The organism is Gardnerella sp. KA01002, from assembly GCF_049244015.1.
GTDB lineage: Bacteria > Actinomycetota > Actinomycetes > Actinomycetales > Bifidobacteriaceae > Bifidobacterium > Bifidobacterium vaginale.
The window spans coordinates 909,654-926,975 of sequence record NZ_CP058365.1; the positions used below are offsets into that span (position 1 = coordinate 909,654).

The following is a 17,322-nucleotide window of genomic DNA, read 5'->3' on the forward strand; positions in this document are numbered from 1 at the left end:
AGAGATAAAAGTAATTATGTACATGCATTATATCGATACTATTAATCAAGTAAAAAATACCAAGATACTTGCGACGCTATACCCGACAACAAAATTTATATTGACCATATATTTAATATTAGTAGATATTATATTAAATACTTTTTCGTTCACATTATACAATTTGCGACTTTTATTGTTCCCCTATTTTGTTGCTCTACTTGTTCTGATGATTCTATGTGGAATAAAAAAGAATGGATATAAGCTTGTATCAAGTATAGCCATGTTCTCATTATTTGTTGCGATATTTCAAGTCGCTTTCTGTAGACAGGGAAATGCAATATTAAGTCTTAATTTTTTGCAGATTACAGATACAGCATTGTCTAATTCTATAACGCTCGGAATGAATACCTTAAATATATCAACTATAGTCATATGTTTTTTCCAAATAACTGATATAGAAGATATTACAATATCTTTAAACAAACTTGGGATGAGCAATAAAACATGTTTCATAATACTTTCTACTTTCCAAACGATTGATTATTTACAAATGCAAATTAAAGCAATAATAACCTCGCAAAAAAGTCGTGGAATAAACTTTAATGGAAATTTAATACGTAGAATTGGCACATTTACTTCGATTTTGCTTCCAGCATTTATTACTTCACTAATAAACATCGAGCAACGCATAATGATGCTTGATTCGCGAAATTTTTTCAGTTCAGAAAAAAAGACATATATTAAACAGGTTAATCATAATGGTCACGAAAAATTAGTACTAACAATAGGAACAATTACACTAGTTTTTCTTATTCTAGGAAGAGTAATTTATGGTTATATCATATGATATTTGCAATTTTTCATACACTTATCCACTTACTTCAAAACCAGCTTTAAGCAACATAACAATACAGCTAGAATTAGGGAAAATATATGGAGTAATTGGCGCTAACGCTTCAGGTAAATCAAGTCTATGCTTATCTCTTAAGGGATATATTCCTCATTTCTATAAGGGAAAATATTCTGGAAAAATACTATTAAACAACACGATTGATTTATTAAAATCTAATGAATGTGACAGCGTAGGCTTTGTATTTAGCGATCCTTTTTCGCAGTTGAGTCATATCAAAAAAACTGTATTTGAAGAAATTGCGTTCAGCTTAGAAAATCGCAGTATCCCTATTCAACAAATAGAGAGTCTGGTTACACAAGTTATGCAATTACTTAACATAGAACAACTTGCGCTTCAAAACCCACTAACCCTATCCGGAGGGCAGGTTCAACGCGTTGCAATCGCGTGCGTTATAGTTAATAATCCAGAAATACTAATTCTTGACGAACCTACTTCACAACTTGATCCAGAAGAAACTAAAAATATTTATAATTTTCTACAAAAATACAAAGACGAGGGACATACCGTAATAATTAGTGAACAAGATACAAATTTGTTAGCGGAATATGCAGATAATATCATTGTTCTTCAAAATGGTTTTATCACTCATTATGGAAATAAATATGATGTTTTTTATGATGAAACTTTCCCTTCTGACTGTATTGATATTCCAGAAGTTGTCAAAATTGTGAAAAAGTTACGTAAGTTTGATATCCAAATAACCCCTGACATAACAGATATAGGCGAATTAATAGTTTTATTAAAGGAGAAATGCGATGAGCATCGCAATTAAATTGAACGATGTAAGTTTTCAATATCCTTCAAATGAAAAAATAAAAAATAAAAATAATGATAAACAAGAAAAATCCTGCAGAATACTAAACCACGTAAACATAGAATTCGAAAGTGGTGAATTATGCGCAATAATAGGTAGCAATGGAGCAGGTAAAAGCACTCTCGCCAAAATAATAGACAATTTATTACAGCCAACTTCTGGAGACATAACTATTGAAGGAAAACAATATAAGACATTAAAGCAACACGATATTACATCACTCGTTGGTTATATTTTTCAAAACCCAAATGATCAAATTTTTAACAGCACTGTACATAAAGAAATTACATATGGGATAAAGAATATAAACAATGATCTTTACAGTCGCGTTCTGAATCTTACTGGTTTAAACGATAAAGAAAATACAAACCCATTTAATTTGTCATTCGCTGAAAGAAAATTTATTAACATTGCATCTGCACTACTAAGAGAACCACATATTATTATTATGGATGAAGTGACTGGTGGGTTGGATAAACCACAAAAAATGCGACTTGTAAAAATACTTAATTATTTACATACGATAAATGTAACAGTATTATTTATCACCCATGACATGGAATTCGCATACGAAAATTGTCAAAATGCTCTCATACTTGATAACGGAAATGTGTTATACAAAGGGAGCATCGAATCTGCATTCCAGAATGTAGAAATAATAAAACGCGCGCATATTGACCAACCAATCATAGTACATATAATGAATGCGCTCGGAATTAACTATATGCATAAAGATAATCCTATACGTGCTTTAGCTAAATATATTGCGAATCGCAATAATCATTAAGGTATATGCAATCAAAAGCATCAAAATATAAACAAAATATCAACATTAAGATGCAATGCGAATACGCAATGAACATAGTTGGAAAGGACGTAATTCTACATTTAACGCGTCATTATTATTGTGCAAAGCTATAGGCATACCATGCAGCACTGGCATTTCCATAAGATCTACCTCTTCAATTGAGGAATAACGCAAGATTTTATTGAGTTTTATTTGCCCATTTGCATATCCACCAGACGGCTCGTGAATACGTAAGATTATATCTCCAGAACAATCATCAGCCAGCTTAACCCAATCTAATGCAATTAGACCTGAGTTTCTGCGAATCGTAAACAATGGATCGACTTCTGGTAGCATATCAATAATTGGCGAATTCAAAAAATCAGCTGTACTTAGAACTGAATCCATATTTGCATCAGCAATAAATGACCAAGTAAATTCATGCTTACCTTGATCGGTGTTAGGATCGGGGTAAAGAGGCGCAGAAAGCAAAGATAATCTGAGCATAGTTCCATAAGATGAAGAATAATCGCCAATAGGAGCAGTATCAGCGCCATAAGTAGACGAATTTGCAACAGCAACAGCATACGAGGAATCTTCTATACGAACAAACCTATGTGTGCATGATTCAAACTTTGCATCATCACTACGAGTATTTTTTACTATTGGCCTTTCAACTAAACCATATTGGCACTCATACTGGGCCTTATCTGAACATACGGATGTTGGCATATCTACTTTTAGAAATTGCTCTTTAGCATTCCAATCAACTTGCGCATGGAAATCAAGTCGTTTAACACATGGCTCTAAAATTATACTTGTTTTAATCTTAACATCCTTTTTACATGCCAAGATTTCAACAGATACACCGCCCGATAAAAGCTCTTTAACGTCAACAATTGAAGAATCATCAATCTTACGATTCCTCATAAATGCATCTCGCTCAATATCCCATGCATCCCACTGATACGGCTCATCTTTTAATATCTCATATTGCGCCATGCGATAACCAGATGGGATTAGCTCACGATTAAATTTAATATCTTCAACAGAAGATACTGTGCCATCGCGTTCAATAGTCACACTTAAAACACCATTATTAAGAATTACTCCACCATCATTTTTGTGTTTTACAGTTGTTGTATTATTTTTACAGCTTTCACTACATTGATATAAATTCCAAGCGACCTCATTTTTACCTGTATAAGTCAACAACTTTACATTTTCACGCGCATTAACCGCGTTAACCGTGCTGTTAGCTTTTACAATCGCATTGGCAATATCTGAAATAATTTTACGTAAACAAGAAATATCTCTAGCATATTCTTCTCTAGCTTGCCTATGAACCCATGCAATAGCAGAACCAGGAAGAATATCGTGGAACTGGTTCAATAATAAAGTCTTCCAAATTCTAGTAAGCTCATCGTTATTGAAACGATATTCTGGCGCATACACTCGAGCTAAAACAACAAGATATTCAGCCACACGCAACAATGATTCCTCCATGCGGCAATAACGCTTCATATCTTGCTGAGAAGTAAGAGTTTTTCTATGCAACTCTAGATAAAGCTCACCCTTAAACACTGGCGTATTGCAATTTGAATCGTCAACAATATCTTTTCGTATTTTTTCAAATAACTCATCAGGAGTGCCGAAATCAACTCTAGGAGCACCCTCTAAATTACGATCACGCCTAATACGAGCAGTCATTTCGCGAGTAGGCCCTCCACCGCCATCGCCAAAACCGTATAACAATATTGCGTGATCAGATAAATCTTTATCCAAAAAATTGCGTTGAGAATAAACTAACTCATGCATGCTCACAGATGAAGCATAAGTATTAGATGGAGGAAAATGAGCTAAAATCCTAGAACCGTCTATTCCTTCCCAAAGGAATGAATGATGTGGGAATTTAGTGGTATCATTCCAAGAAATCTTTTGAGTTAAAAACCAATCAAATCCAGCGCGGCGAGCAAGTTGAGGCAATGCGCCAGTATAGCCAAAACTGTCTGGGAGCCAAATGCCATGCGGATCAACACCAAAATGCTCCTTAAAATAGCGCTTACCAAAAGTCATTTGTCGAATTAAAGATTCACCACATGGCATAATTACATCGGACTCAACCCACATACCACCAACAGGTATAAAACGTCCTTCTTTAATCCTATTTTTCATACGCTCAAATAAATCGGGATGCTCGTTTTCTAGCCACTCGTATTGTTGAGCAGAACTCATAGCATAAGTAAAATCAGGATCCTCATCCATAAGAGCTAAAACGTTAGATATTGTGCGTGCGACTTTCCTGTGCGTCTCGCGCACAGGCCATTGCCAAGCAGAGTCAATATGAGCATGTCCAACAGCAATATGCCTTAGAGAACTTGCCGCCGCGGGCTGACTTAATACATTAGTCAACATATTACGAGCATTTTGAACAGTAGAAGAATCATGTTCATCATATGCATTTAAGGAGCGCTGTAAAGCTTTAGCTAGTTTCCAGTATCGCGGATTATCGTCATTCAATTCTCGCATCAAAGAACTTACAGTCTCAAGATCCATATAATAATCAAAAATATTACGATTAAAAACAGTAACGTCAACATACTTCAACATATATTGGCATTCGGTTTTTCCAGTAGCACGCTCACCTAAATCAGTAGGAGAAAACGCAGTAGGTCCTTCAACAAATGGATTGTCTGCAGCTTCCAAATATAAAGTAAAATTACCATTTTCATCAATACTAATCGAACGATTATTATGCTCATCAATCAACGGAACCCAATGATTACAAGGGTTTACAGCTTTTATAACTCTTCCGTCAACGTTATACACTAATCCTTCAGCTTGAAAACCAGGGAAAAGATTACTAATCCAACCTAAATCAACATTTAGCTCAACTTTGCACCCCTTTACCTTTGAAAGATCAATCGACCCTGATATCTCAAACCACGTTGTTCCCCAAGTTGTTCCCCAAACGCTTGGAACATTGAATGAATGAAACACAATATCGTTTCTTTTTAACTTAGAAAAGAATTCGTTAGAAGAAATAGGTTCTCCAGCAATCTCATACGCTCGAATTTTACAATGCAATAAAACAGTATTTATATGCGGGTATAAGCGTTGTTGCATAACTCTTGTACAGCGATTTAATTGCTGCTCAGGTAATAAAAACATAGTTTCTACACTTCTTTCTTACACAATTAAACATTTATACGTAAATCACGTACACGCAAATCACATACGCATAAATCGCATATCTAACATATAAAGACAAAACAAGTATACGATATTAAATCAGTAAAAGTTTATGACAAAAGACAGTAATTAATAAAAATTCATAACTGCTATGAATTTTGTTAACCAAAATTATAATATTTAATCAGCAAAGAGTAATTGTCCATATATAGTGATGAGCTGTTAGAAACTTCAGAAAATATTAAAGATGATATTTTCTAATTGGAATAATTATCTGTAGACAGTATATAAACAGCATAAATGAATATAGGCAATTATTCATCCCTAACATAACACATGACTCTGTTGATTCAATTTTAAAATTACGATCTACGAAAGGACAATAATGCAAGATTTTGAAACAACTAAATATACGTTTGACACACAAGCCAACAGAATATTCATGGCAGAACAAACAAAACAATTACTTGATTTCGCAAAAAACTTCCCAGCACCAATAGGAGGGTCAGGATGGCTCAACACAGACGGAACACTAGATAAAACACGCGGAGTACAAACATGGATTACAGCACGAATGACTCATGTTTACTCAATAGGAGAAATGTTAGGATACAAAGAAGCGAATCAACTTGTTGAACGAGGACTCGACGGACTATTAGGTCCTTTACACGATAACGAACACGGAGGATGGTATCCACAAGTAAGTTGGAACAAAGAACCTGAAAAAGACAAAATTTGTTACACTCACGCATTCGTTATACTAGCCGCATCAAGCGCACTACTAGCAGGACATGAACGAGCAAAACAACTATTAGAAGATGCATTAAAAGTATTCGATAAATACTTCTGGAATAATGAAATAGGTTTAACAGTAGACACATGGGATACAAGCTTCAATAAGCTTGATTCTTATCGCGGGCTTAATGCAAACATGCATACAACAGAAGCATTTCTTGCAGTAGCTGATAGCACAGGAGATGAAAAATATAGAGAACGCGCAAAGCGCATAATCAGCCACGTAATCAATTGGGCATCTAACAACAATTGGCGAATACCAGAACATTTCAACGATCAATGGCAAGCAGACTTAGAATATAATAAAGACAAAAAAGATGACCAATTTAAACCATACGGTGCAACACCAGGTCATGGAATCGAATGGTCAAGATTAATACTCCAATGGGCATACAGTTACTATAAGGAAGATTGCAAACAGCGAAGAGAAGCATTAAACGCTGCAGAAAATTTGTTTAACCAAGCATTAAAAGATGGATGGAATGCCGATGGGCAACCAGGTATCGTATACACAACAGATTGGAATGGAAAGCCTATAGTCCACGACCGTATGCATTGGACACTAGCAGAAGCCATTAATACATCATCAACGCTTTACAGAATCACTAAAAATAAGCAATATGCTACTTGGTATAAAGAATTCTGCAAATATCTAGACTACTCAGTCATTGATCATTCTAAGGGTTCGTGGTTCCATCAACTCGATGATAAAAACAATGTTTTAAATACTGTATGGCCGGGAAAATCAGACACTTATCATGCTTTCCAATCCACTCTGATTCCATTTATAGATCCGACGTGTTCTATAGCAAGTGCTATATACAGAGAGCAATTTGATTAATAATAAAATATTGTTAATTTATTAATTTAATAATCCACATTGCAATTAAATCTGCAGTGTGGATTATTTCATCACATACACTCCAAATATTCCACAAATACGTATGAAAATATGAAAATAAGAAACGTTAAAAAGTAAAGTAAACAGCATTAGGACGTAAATACAATATTGATACACATTATAGAATTTGCGACTGAAGGTCTTTTCGAGCGCTTTCCATTTTAGTGATTTGACCTAAAAGAGTAAGCTTTTCTTGACCATCAGGAAGCTTACTCATACGAACTTTAAAAGCTCCGATTTTTCGCATAAAACCAACGTCTAGAAGCTTAATAAGCAGCTCGTTTGCGTACTTTTGCTCTTCTTCACTAGGAACGCGCAAAAGATCAGATGGTCCGCCTTTAGCGCTTTCGCCACTATAGTCGTAAGCAGCCGACGAGTTAAGCGAAGAAGCGCTACTTAAGCCCTTGCTTAAAGACAATGGCAGAGGCATTACAGAAAGCTCGTTAATAACACCTTCTAACATAGGGCCAGCAGCTTTAGTTATAATATGGAGCCATAATCCTTGACTTACATTTGAAGTAGGCAATCCCCCAGCTGCCACAAAAGCCTGAAAAAGCGTTCTAAAAACTGGCGTAATAAAATTATTCAAAGTAAGCTGCGCAAAAAGCTGACTGTTAAACGCTAAAGGAGATTGCATAAGAACAGCCATAAATTGCTGCTCACACATAAACACGGAATCGTCAACCTTGTAGTAACTTTGATTTTTGTACGCGCTTCTGAGCATAGCTGTTTTTATAGCAGCTTCATTCATGCTTTGAGAACGCTGATCAAATACGCGAGAATCCGCGGAAACGATAGAAGAATAGCTTTTAGAATAAGCGTCATCGTCTATAACATGCAATCGCCTTCTATTAGACTCCACTTCCCTACGCATAACGTCTAAATCAACACCAATATTTCTAACAGCTTTCCTAGTGTACAAGTCCAACAAAGACCTATCTCGAATTTGCGCAACAAGAGGAGCAACCGCCTTAACAGCACCCATCTGCCCTGTTGCAAAAGACGTGTCAAACTTACGAATAACAGTGTCGATTACAAAATCGTAAAGAGGATTAGCGCGCGCAATCAAAGAGCGAACAGCCTCATCTCCCCTTTGAATACGCAAATCACAAGGGTCTAAATTGTTATCTGCAACAGCAACAAAAGTCTGTGTCAAAAACGCTGAATCTAAGCCAAAAGCATGTAATGCAGCTTTCTGACCTGCCGCATCTCCATCGAAAGTAAAAACAATACGCGAACTAACTTTTTGACCTTCTACTTTTACAGGCCCCACAAGCTGAATCGCTCCCAAAGAATCGTCTGCAATAAGACGGCGAATAATCTTCGCATGCTCCGCACCAAAAGCCGTTCCACAAGTTGCAACAGCAGTATCTACACCAGCTAAATGGCAAGCCATAACATCCGTATAGCCTTCCACAATCACAACTTGACGCTTTTTAACAATATTCGATTTAGCAATGTCAATTCCATAAAGAACCTGCGTTTTTCTATACAACACAGTATCTGGAGTGTTAATGTACTTTGCACTAATAGAATCGTCGTCATAAAGCTTTCTAGCGCCAAAACCCAAAGTTCTGCCTGTAGAATCGCGAATAGGCCACGTTAATCTGCCGCGAAAATAATCGTAAATTCCGCGCTGACCTTGGCGCGCTAAACCTGCGTCCAATAATTCTTGACGAGTAAAACCCTTATTAGACAAATATCTAACTAGAGTATCCCAACTATTCGGCGCATATCCGCAACCAAAACGTTCACATTGCGCTTGAGTAAAATTACGGCCAGCAAGCAAACTACGAGCTGGAGCTGCTTCTTTAGAGTTGATTTGGGACACGAAAAAACGCTGAGCTTCCTCATTTGCTTCTATAAGACGAGCACGCTTAGAACCTGCGTGAGCACTATCTTTACCAGCTTGCGATTGGTCATAATGAACTTCAATGTGGTATCGATCTGCCAACAGTTCTACTGCCTCGCGAAAATCAATGTTTTCTTTTTGCTCAACGTACTTAAAAACATCTCCGCCAGCACCGCAACCAAAGCAATGCCAGACACCTAAGCTTGGACGAACGCTAAAACTAGGCGTTTTTTCATCGTGAAACGGGCAAAGCCCCACAAAAGTACCCGTTCCAGAAGGCTTAAGCGTAACAGTTGCAGATACAATATCGTACAAATCTGCAGCAGCGCGCACACGCTCAACGTCTTCTTTTACAATCATTCCAGCCATAATCTCTAGCTTATCGCAAGCCGAAGGCTATAGACACTCTACGAAAAAAGCGCAAATTTAGCACAAAGCGGCATGAAGAGCTGTAGCAGAACCATCTGTAAGACTTGCAACTTGATCAATCGCAACTCTTAAACGCTCGTCTTCGCTAGAGCAAGTATTCCAATCACTTATAAACACAGATTCCATAGCATCGTGCGCTCTTGGAGACTTGCTCATAAAAACTTCAACCAAATCTGTTAGAATCTTTTGCTCACGCTTATAAAACTCGCGCTCTCTAGGTTGGATTATAAAATGCACAGCCAAGCTTTTAAGAACGATTATCTCGTAAGATGTTTCTGGTGGAATAACAACATTTGCGCGGTAGCGAATCAAAGCACCGCTCCCATATTTTTCTCGAGTTGCTCTCTCAACTGAGCTTGCAAACCTGCCAATTAAAGCACTAGTAATATTCTTTAAATGCGCAAGCGACCTTCTAGAACCGTCATAAGAATCAGGGAACATGTTAAGAGCACGCAAACGCTTAAAAGCCGCCAAAAGACTATCCGCATCCCACTGGCTACCATACCAATTATGAGCTTCTTGAACAACTTGATCCGCAACGCTTGAATCCCAAACAAGCTCCGTATTAAAAGCGCCAGTCACAATCGCGTCTTCAATATCGTGAACACTATATGCAATATCATCGGAAAGATCCATAATCTGGCATTCCATAGGCTTTAATTCGCGAGGAGAGCCAGACTTTAGCCAATCAAAAACTTCCCTATCGTCTGGGTAAACGCAGAATTTTAAGTCACGCTCGCCTTTATCGTGCGCTTTTGCTTCATCAAAACCCCAAGGATATTTAACAGCAGCATCCAAGCTTGCACGCGTAAGGTTTACGCCTGCACTAGCGCCATTTTCTCTAAAAACTTTAGGCTCTAAACGCGTTAAAAGTCTAAGAGTTTGAGCATTTCCTTCAAAACCACCAATATTGCTGGCGATTTGAGCAAGCGCGCGCTCGCCATTATGACCAAAAGGAGGATGACCTAAGTCGTGAGCTAAGCAAGCGCAATCTACAACATCTGGATCCGCGCCAAGCATCGAAGCAATCTGGCGACCAATTTGCGCAACTTCCAACGTGTGCGTTAAGCGCGTTCGAGCAAAATCGTCGGAGCCTGCTACAAGCACTTGGCTTTTAGCGCCGAGTCTTCTAAGCGCTGAAGAGTGGATTATTCTGGCTCTGTCTCGTTCAAACGGAGTGCGAGCGCGCGTGTGGTGAGGCTCGCTAGCCCATCTCTCAGTATCGTGCAAGCTGTATTCGCCAACAACTTCGTTATCGGAAGCAATCACATCGTTACACATTAAAAACCTCTTCAACTAATCGCAAGCCGCAAATCACAAAATATTTAGATTAAGCTTTTTTCATCCAACATTTTTATGTCTTTTTTAGGCAAAACTTCGTAAGCATTCTTATACAATCGAGGAACTCTAGGGCCAATCCCAGTCATAATCTCGTAGCTTATTGTTCCTGCAGCCGCCGCCCAATCGTCTGCCGTCGGCTCCGCATATTCAATACCTCTGCCTGACCCAAAAAGCCTGACTGTATCTCCTTCTTTAACCCCAAGCTCTTTAGCACTGCCTTTTAAGTCAACAATAAATTGATCCATGCAAACGCGCCCCGAAACATGCAAAATCCTAGCACCGTTATTAGTTTCTACGCGCACTGGTCCTCCAGGCTTATTAACATGCCGAGATCCTTGCATATCGTATCCGCTAGCGGCGCGCAAAATGCCATCCGCATAGCCGAGTGGAACGATTGCTGTGCTTGTATTGTCTGGCGTTAAATACGTGCGGCCGTACGAAATGCCGTGACCTGCTTCTACAGATTTAACTGTTCCTAATTGCGCTTGTAAAGTCATAGCTGGACGCAAGTCGTAAGTTTGAGGCGCTCCCATAACGGGGTCTGGCTCGTATCCGTACAATCCAATTCCTGGGCGAACAAGCTCAAATCGTATCTCTGGTCTGTTAAGAGTTGCAGCCGTATTAGCTAAATGTCGGATTTTAGGCTCCAACCCAGCTTCGCGCATTCTGCGAGTAAAATCGTGGAATTGCTCAATTTGCCTATCTGTAGATGCCACAAACTCTGGAACGTCTGGGCAATCAGCAACAGCTAAGTGACTCCATTGCCCAATAACTTCGATTAATCCCTGACTAGAATATTCACTAAGTTTTTCTAGAGCATCACTAAAACCTGCAGGCGTAAAACCGTTTCTGCCAAATCCCGTATCTACCTTAACGTGTACGCGCGCAGCGGCGCCAACCGATTTAGCAGCGAGCGCAACAGCATCAATAGAATCAAGCGAGCCAACAGAAATATCAATATCCGCGTTTATTAAATCAGCAAAAAGAGACGTTGGAGCGCTAGTAAGCCACGTAAGAATACGGCATCTGCTTGAATCAATTCCAGACGCGCGAAGTCGCAAAGCCTCGTAAGGTTGAGCTGTGCCAAGCCAAGTTGCTCCTCCTGCTAGAGCTGCGAGCGCACTAGGAATAAGCCCGTGACCATAAGCGTCTGCTTTAACAACTCCCATAACTGCTGGCGACTTTTGCCCAGGCTGCAAATCTTTAGAAACACGCTCAATCAGCGTTCGCATATTATCCCTGAGCGCTTTTAAATCAACGATTACCTGACCCGGGTATGTACTTAAGGCGCGAGCGTAGTTTTCTTGCAAAATCGCTTGTATACTCGAATTTTTACACATATCTCACGCCTTTACTTTTAGTTTTTAGCTTTATGTTTAATTTTTACTTTTATATTTATTTTTTGTCTACTATATCTGCAACTAATTTTGACTTACATTTTAATACTGCAAATACAGCAAATACCGCTAATACCGTATTACATGATTATGCGAGCGCAACCATTGATACGCGATTCTAGTTGCACTATGCGCGCGATCTGGAATCACAACAAGACCACACTTGCTAAAGCCTTCTCGCAAAATAACTTTTTGCATAATCAAGTTGTCGGGATGAGTGTCGATTCTAACATTAGAGTAGTTGAGCTTAGCCCATTTTAAACACTCTCTTGCCATTTTTGGCTTGACTCCCGAAGATGCAAGTCTATGGATTGTAACGTATGGCAAAACGTCATCTAGCCACGCTCCGTCAATCTTTGCGTAGACTTCATCAAGGCCCTCGCACAGTGCAAATTGCGCCAAAATGCGCTCATTGCCAAAGTCTGGGTCCGTGTCTACAAGAAGATTAAAACGGTTCAAACGAATATCTTCTATAACACTAGATGTTAGAGGAAAACGATCTCCCCATTGATGAGGATTGCCATTATTTGCCATAAATACTCTTGCTCTCTCATAAATATTTTCAATATCTTTTAGATCGCTAAGAGTTGCTTTCCTCAATCTTATTTCACACATACACCCCCCTATGCTTAGAATATGGCGATTCTACAGTATTACACAAGCGAACGCAACAAGTCACACAATCTTACGCTCAAAAGGATTGGAGCTAATGCCCTTGTCTAAAATATCTTTGCACCATTGACGCGCTCCAAACAAACTATGATCGCGGTAGTTTCCGCAAGACTCAATAGTTGTAGCTGGAACATCTTCCCAAGTAGCTTTGTACGCAATAAATTCAAGCGATTCCTTCAACGCGCGCGCAACATCTTCCGTGCTATGAGTGCCCCAAGTTAAAAGGTGGAATCCTGTACGGCAACCAAATGGAGAGCAATCAATGTAACCTTCAATGCGCTGACGCAAAAGAACAGCAATCGTATGCTCAATCGTATGCAAAGCGCCCGTAGGAATAGCCTCTTGGTTAGGCTGAGTTAAGCGAATATCGTAGTTAGAAATAACGTCTCCATTCGGGCCTTTTTGAGTGTCAATATAGCGAACATATGGAGCTTTAACTTTAGTGTGATCAAGCTCAAAGCTTTCTGGACGAGGAGTCGGCTGATTGTTTTGATTTTCGCTCATTTTATCTTTCCTAACTTGTAATACATGCGCAAAATGTATGCGTAAATATGCATAAATAACGATTACTAAATAATATTAGACGCTATTCTTGCCAAACACACATAAACGCGAATTTAAAAGATATTTTTTATTGACTTACAAAGCTTATTACTTACAAACTTGCAAGACTTACCGATACAGACTTACAAAGTAGCAGCATCAATAAGTTCACGCGTGTAGCTATGTTTTGGATTAGTTAAAATTTGACTTACATTCCCAGATTCAACAACAACGCCATCTTTTAGAACAACAACACTAGACGCCAAATGCTGAATCATACCAAGATCGTGGCTAACGAATATGCACGCCATATTAGGGCGATTTGCACGAATCACATTAAAAGCATCTAAAATTCTTGTGCGCTCAGCAACATCGATTGCGCTCATTGGCTCATCTGCAACCAAAACTCTAGGATTATTGATTAGCGCGCGCGCAATCGCAACGCATTGAGCTTGTCCGCCAGAAAGCTCGCAAGGGTATCTTTTGCTAAAAACATTAGGACTTAATCCAACTAAATTCAAAACATCATCTACTTTAGAATCAATAACATGTGAATCAACAGTATTTGAATCAACAGTATTTGAATCAGAACTCATGTTTTTACGCCATATTTCAAGCGGCTCAGAAACACTTTTTCTAACTGTCCAACGCGGGTCTAAAGCTGCAAAAGGATGCTGAAATACAAGCGAACATTGTCTTCTCATATTTACGTAAGCAGAATCTTTTAAACTTGATTTTTTAGCATTTTTAGCAGTTTCAACAACTTTGCCGCAATACTCTATTCTTCCTTCGCTTATTTCTTGCAATCCAAGCAAAGAACGAATCAAAGTTGTTTTACCACTTCCAGATCCGCCAATTAGCGCTAAAGATTCGCCAACTCTAAGATTAAAATCAACTCCTTTTAATGCTTCAACGCGCGTCTTTGAACTTCCTAAAACAACGTGAACGTTTTTAGCTTTAAAAATGCAATCATCTTTAGAAGAATCATTCTTATTTAAATCGCTTTTACAGTCAAGGCTTAGATCATTATTATCTAAACTTAAATCATTTTTACTAAGACTTAAAGCGCGCGCCGCAAGAACAAGCTGTTTAGTAGAGCGCACCTTAGGATTTTCTAGCAATTCACCAACACGCGCACTATCGACTAATCGACCAGAATCCAAAACATAGCAACGAGTAGCAGCGCGAGAAAGTACCGAAAAATCGTGAGTAACAAAAAGCATTGAAGCGCCCATATTATCAACTAAAGAAGTGAGCATATTTACAACATCTTTTTGCGTAACAGAATCAAGAGCAGTAGTCGGCTCGTCTGCAAGAATCAACTTAGGGCAAGTTATAAGCGCTGTAGCAATTCCAACTCGTTGCATTTGCCCGCCCGAAAGCTCAAAAGTGCGCTTATTCAAAATATTCGCGCCTAAACCAACTTTTTCAAGCATAACTTTAACGCGATTTTGAATATCGTCTTCGTCTAAATTGTAATGAAGCCTAAGAGGTAATGCGATTTGCTCGCTAACACTCATAACGGGGTTAAGAGCACGATCCGCCTGCTGAAAAACAACGCCAACATACTTGCCACGAATGTTTGCAAGCGCAGAATCGTTAGCGCCAACAGTTTGAGCATTGCCAACATGGCAAGAGCCAGTGATTTTGCAATTAGACGGAACTAGGCCAATCGCAGCTCTTAAAAGCATTGATTTACCAGAGCCAGAAGATCCAACTAACCCAACGCGCTCACCATCTTTAACGTTAAGTGAAACATCACTTAAAATGCGCGAAGATCCAATGCTAAGAGATAATCCTTTTATATCAAGACTCATTCTTAGACTCCCTATTTGCTGGATTTGTAACACTTCTTAAAACATCACCAAAAAGATTAAGAGCCAAAACTGTTAAAGTAACAACAAGACCAGGCCAGAGAGCCGCAAGCGGATAAACGTGAATCAAAGTAACCGAAGTAGAAAGAACACGACCCCAGCTCGGCACTCCCGAAGGAACACCAACACCTAGATAAGTCAATCCGCTTTCCGCTAAAATAACAGTTCCTGCAGAAAGCGAAAGCTGAACGGAAGCAATTGGCAAAATATTAGGAAGAACATGCTTTAGCAAAACGTAACTTCTGCTAGCGCCATTAGAAATCGCGCAATCAACATAGTTAGACTTAAGAACAAGAACAGCACTTGGACGTAAAATACGCGCAAGATTTAAGCCGTAGCCGAATCCGCATGCAAGCATGATTACAAGAACGGACGCTCCAAGAGGCACAGCAAGCATAAGCGCAATCAAAACCGTTGGAATGGAAATTAAAGCATCTACTGCCATAATGCTTACGGAACGAATTTTTTGAACACGGCAAATCGTAAAGCTTAAAATCACAAACCCAACAACGCTTGCAATCACAATTGTTGAAATAACAAGCAAAATCTCTACTCTAGAACCAGCCATAAGCCAACTAAGCATATCTGCACCCGTGCCATCTGTGCCAAGCCAATGCTTTAGCGAAGGCTTTTGCCATACCTGGTATCCGTTTGTTTCTAGAAGAGAATAAGGCGTCCACACAAAGGAAAGCGCAGCTACAAAAATCCACAAGCACAAAATAATGCAAACAAATTTTCCAATAATTCCGCGCCAAATGCGGCTTAAAAACTTAATCATTGCTTGAATCACTCCCCACTTGAATCTTGGCTAAGTCTTGAATCCAGCAAACGATGCAATACATCAATCGCAAATCCAACAAGCAAGAACAATGCAGAAAGCATAAAAAGATTGCCTTGAACAGATATAAGATCTCGCAAACCAACATCGCGCACAAGACCCATACCCATTCCAGGAAGCGAAAACAGATTTTCAATAACCATTACGCCCATAATCATGTGCGCAAAAGTCAAGCCGATTACAGACACAAGCTGCGGCAACGCTAATCGCAAGCCTACTCTCCAAATCATTTGCTTTTTAGTCATTCCACAAGCCATGGCTTGCAATGCAATGTCACTATTAGAAATCTGTTCTAATGATGCTGCAGTGTAACGCATAAAACCAGATCCAACAATAATGCCAACTGTTAGCGCTGGAAGAATCAAAGACAAAAACGCACTACCAAAATCACGCCAACCATCTGTTGGAAAACCTTGAGTAGGGAAAAGCTCCACCAAACCAATGCCCTTGCCAAAAATCATGATTAAAATCATTCCACCCCAAAGAGCTGGGACAGATCCTGCTGTAATAGCACAAAACCTTGCGACTACTTGCGAAGCCTTGCCAGAATGCAAAACTTGCAAGCATCCAAGAGGAATACCAATTGCGAGCGCAATTAAAAGTCCAAGGAAAATAAGTGGAAAAGTTATACTAGCACGCATAGCAATAGTGGATGCAACGGAGCGACCAGTGAGCATTGAAACACCAAAGTCGCCTCTAAAAACGCCAAAAATCCACTCTAAATATTGAACGAAAAGGGGCTTGTTTAATCCTAAATCGCGTCTTAATTGCTCAACTTTTCCATCTGGCGCGTTTAAGCCAGCCATAACTTGAGCAACGTCTCCAGGTAAAACTCTAAGAGCAAGAAATACGATTGCAGAAATAAATAGCAGCGCTACAAAAAACAACGTGATGCGTCGAAGAATCATGCGCTTCATACAAACCCCTTACTTAATCTAATGTTCCCGATTTTGTAGCTTTACGAGCTAGTTTGAGCAACATTTTCGGTAAAT

At 39.0% G+C, this 17,322-nt stretch carries 13 protein-coding genes; 4 read left to right on the forward strand and 9 right to left on the reverse strand.

Annotation, left to right across the window (positions count from 1 at the left end):
* Positions 1-22: 22 nt before the first annotated feature.
* From HXT60_RS03575 to HXT60_RS03585, 3 genes are read left to right on the forward strand one after another with little or no spacing between them, the layout of a single operon-like run.
* Complete coding sequence (locus HXT60_RS03575; RefSeq protein WP_174190650.1) at positions 23-829, forward strand: energy-coupling factor transporter transmembrane component T; 807 nt, start codon at positions 23-25, stop codon at positions 827-829.
* Positions 813-1,667: an energy-coupling factor ABC transporter ATP-binding protein gene (locus HXT60_RS03580; RefSeq protein WP_174190651.1), complete on the forward strand. Its 855-nt coding sequence runs from the start codon at positions 813-815 to the stop codon at positions 1,665-1,667. The genes HXT60_RS03575 and HXT60_RS03580 overlap by 17 nt, the downstream gene beginning before the upstream one ends.
* A complete protein-coding gene (locus tag HXT60_RS03585) occupies positions 1,651-2,496 on the forward strand; it encodes an energy-coupling factor ABC transporter ATP-binding protein (protein WP_009993757.1) in 846 nt (281 codons plus the stop codon). The genes HXT60_RS03580 and HXT60_RS03585 overlap by 17 nt, the downstream gene beginning before the upstream one ends.
* Before the next feature lie 45 nt (positions 2,497-2,541).
* Here the strand turns inward: HXT60_RS03585 and HXT60_RS03590 are convergent, their stop codons facing one another.
* The gene (locus tag HXT60_RS03590) at positions 2,542-5,667 is read right to left on the reverse strand and encodes an alpha-mannosidase (RefSeq protein WP_041160638.1); all 3,126 of its coding nucleotides are present in this window, start codon (positions 5,665-5,667) and stop codon (positions 2,542-2,544) included.
* Positions 5,668-6,073: 406 nt separating this feature from the next.
* Between HXT60_RS03590 and HXT60_RS03595 the strand changes: the two genes are divergently transcribed.
* The gene (locus tag HXT60_RS03595; protein ID WP_421790761.1) at positions 6,074-7,324 is read left to right on the forward strand and encodes an AGE family epimerase/isomerase; all 1,251 of its coding nucleotides are present in this window, start codon (positions 6,074-6,076) and stop codon (positions 7,322-7,324) included.
* Between the two features lie 178 nt (positions 7,325-7,502).
* Here the strand turns inward: HXT60_RS03595 and dnaG are convergent, their stop codons facing one another.
* From dnaG to HXT60_RS03635, 8 genes are all read right to left on the reverse strand, one after another.
* A complete protein-coding gene (gene dnaG / locus HXT60_RS03600; RefSeq protein ID WP_101891961.1) occupies positions 7,503-9,605 on the reverse strand; it encodes a DNA primase in 2,103 nt (700 codons plus the stop codon).
* Positions 9,606-9,662: 57 nt separating this feature from the next.
* On the reverse strand, positions 9,663-10,946 hold the full coding sequence (locus HXT60_RS03605; protein WP_174191137.1) for a deoxyguanosinetriphosphate triphosphohydrolase: 1,284 nt from the start codon (positions 10,944-10,946) through the stop codon (positions 9,663-9,665).
* A gap of 44 nt (positions 10,947-10,990) precedes the next feature.
* On the reverse strand, positions 10,991-12,346 hold the full coding sequence (gene alr / locus HXT60_RS03610; RefSeq protein ID WP_421790763.1) for an alanine racemase: 1,356 nt from the start codon (positions 12,344-12,346) through the stop codon (positions 10,991-10,993).
* Positions 12,347-12,472: 126 nt separating this feature from the next.
* On the reverse strand, positions 12,473-13,018 hold the full coding sequence (locus HXT60_RS03615) for a GNAT family protein (RefSeq protein ID WP_013399624.1): 546 nt from the start codon (positions 13,016-13,018) through the stop codon (positions 12,473-12,475).
* Positions 13,019-13,078: 60 nt separating this feature from the next.
* Positions 13,079-13,579, reverse strand: coding sequence for an S-ribosylhomocysteine lyase (locus HXT60_RS03620; protein WP_421790765.1), 501 nt, complete (start codon positions 13,577-13,579; stop codon positions 13,079-13,081).
* Between the two features lie 182 nt (positions 13,580-13,761).
* The gene (locus tag HXT60_RS03625; protein WP_421790767.1) at positions 13,762-15,435 is read right to left on the reverse strand and encodes an ABC transporter ATP-binding protein; all 1,674 of its coding nucleotides are present in this window, start codon (positions 15,433-15,435) and stop codon (positions 13,762-13,764) included.
* The gene (locus HXT60_RS03630) at positions 15,425-16,270 is read right to left on the reverse strand and encodes an ABC transporter permease (protein WP_004114945.1); all 846 of its coding nucleotides are present in this window, start codon (positions 16,268-16,270) and stop codon (positions 15,425-15,427) included. Before HXT60_RS03630 ends, HXT60_RS03625 begins: the two co-directional genes overlap by 11 nt.
* Positions 16,271-16,278: 8 nt before the next feature.
* Positions 16,279-17,247, reverse strand: coding sequence for an ABC transporter permease (locus tag HXT60_RS03635; protein WP_004138287.1), 969 nt, complete (start codon positions 17,245-17,247; stop codon positions 16,279-16,281).
* Between the last annotated feature and the right edge of the window lie 75 nt (positions 17,248-17,322).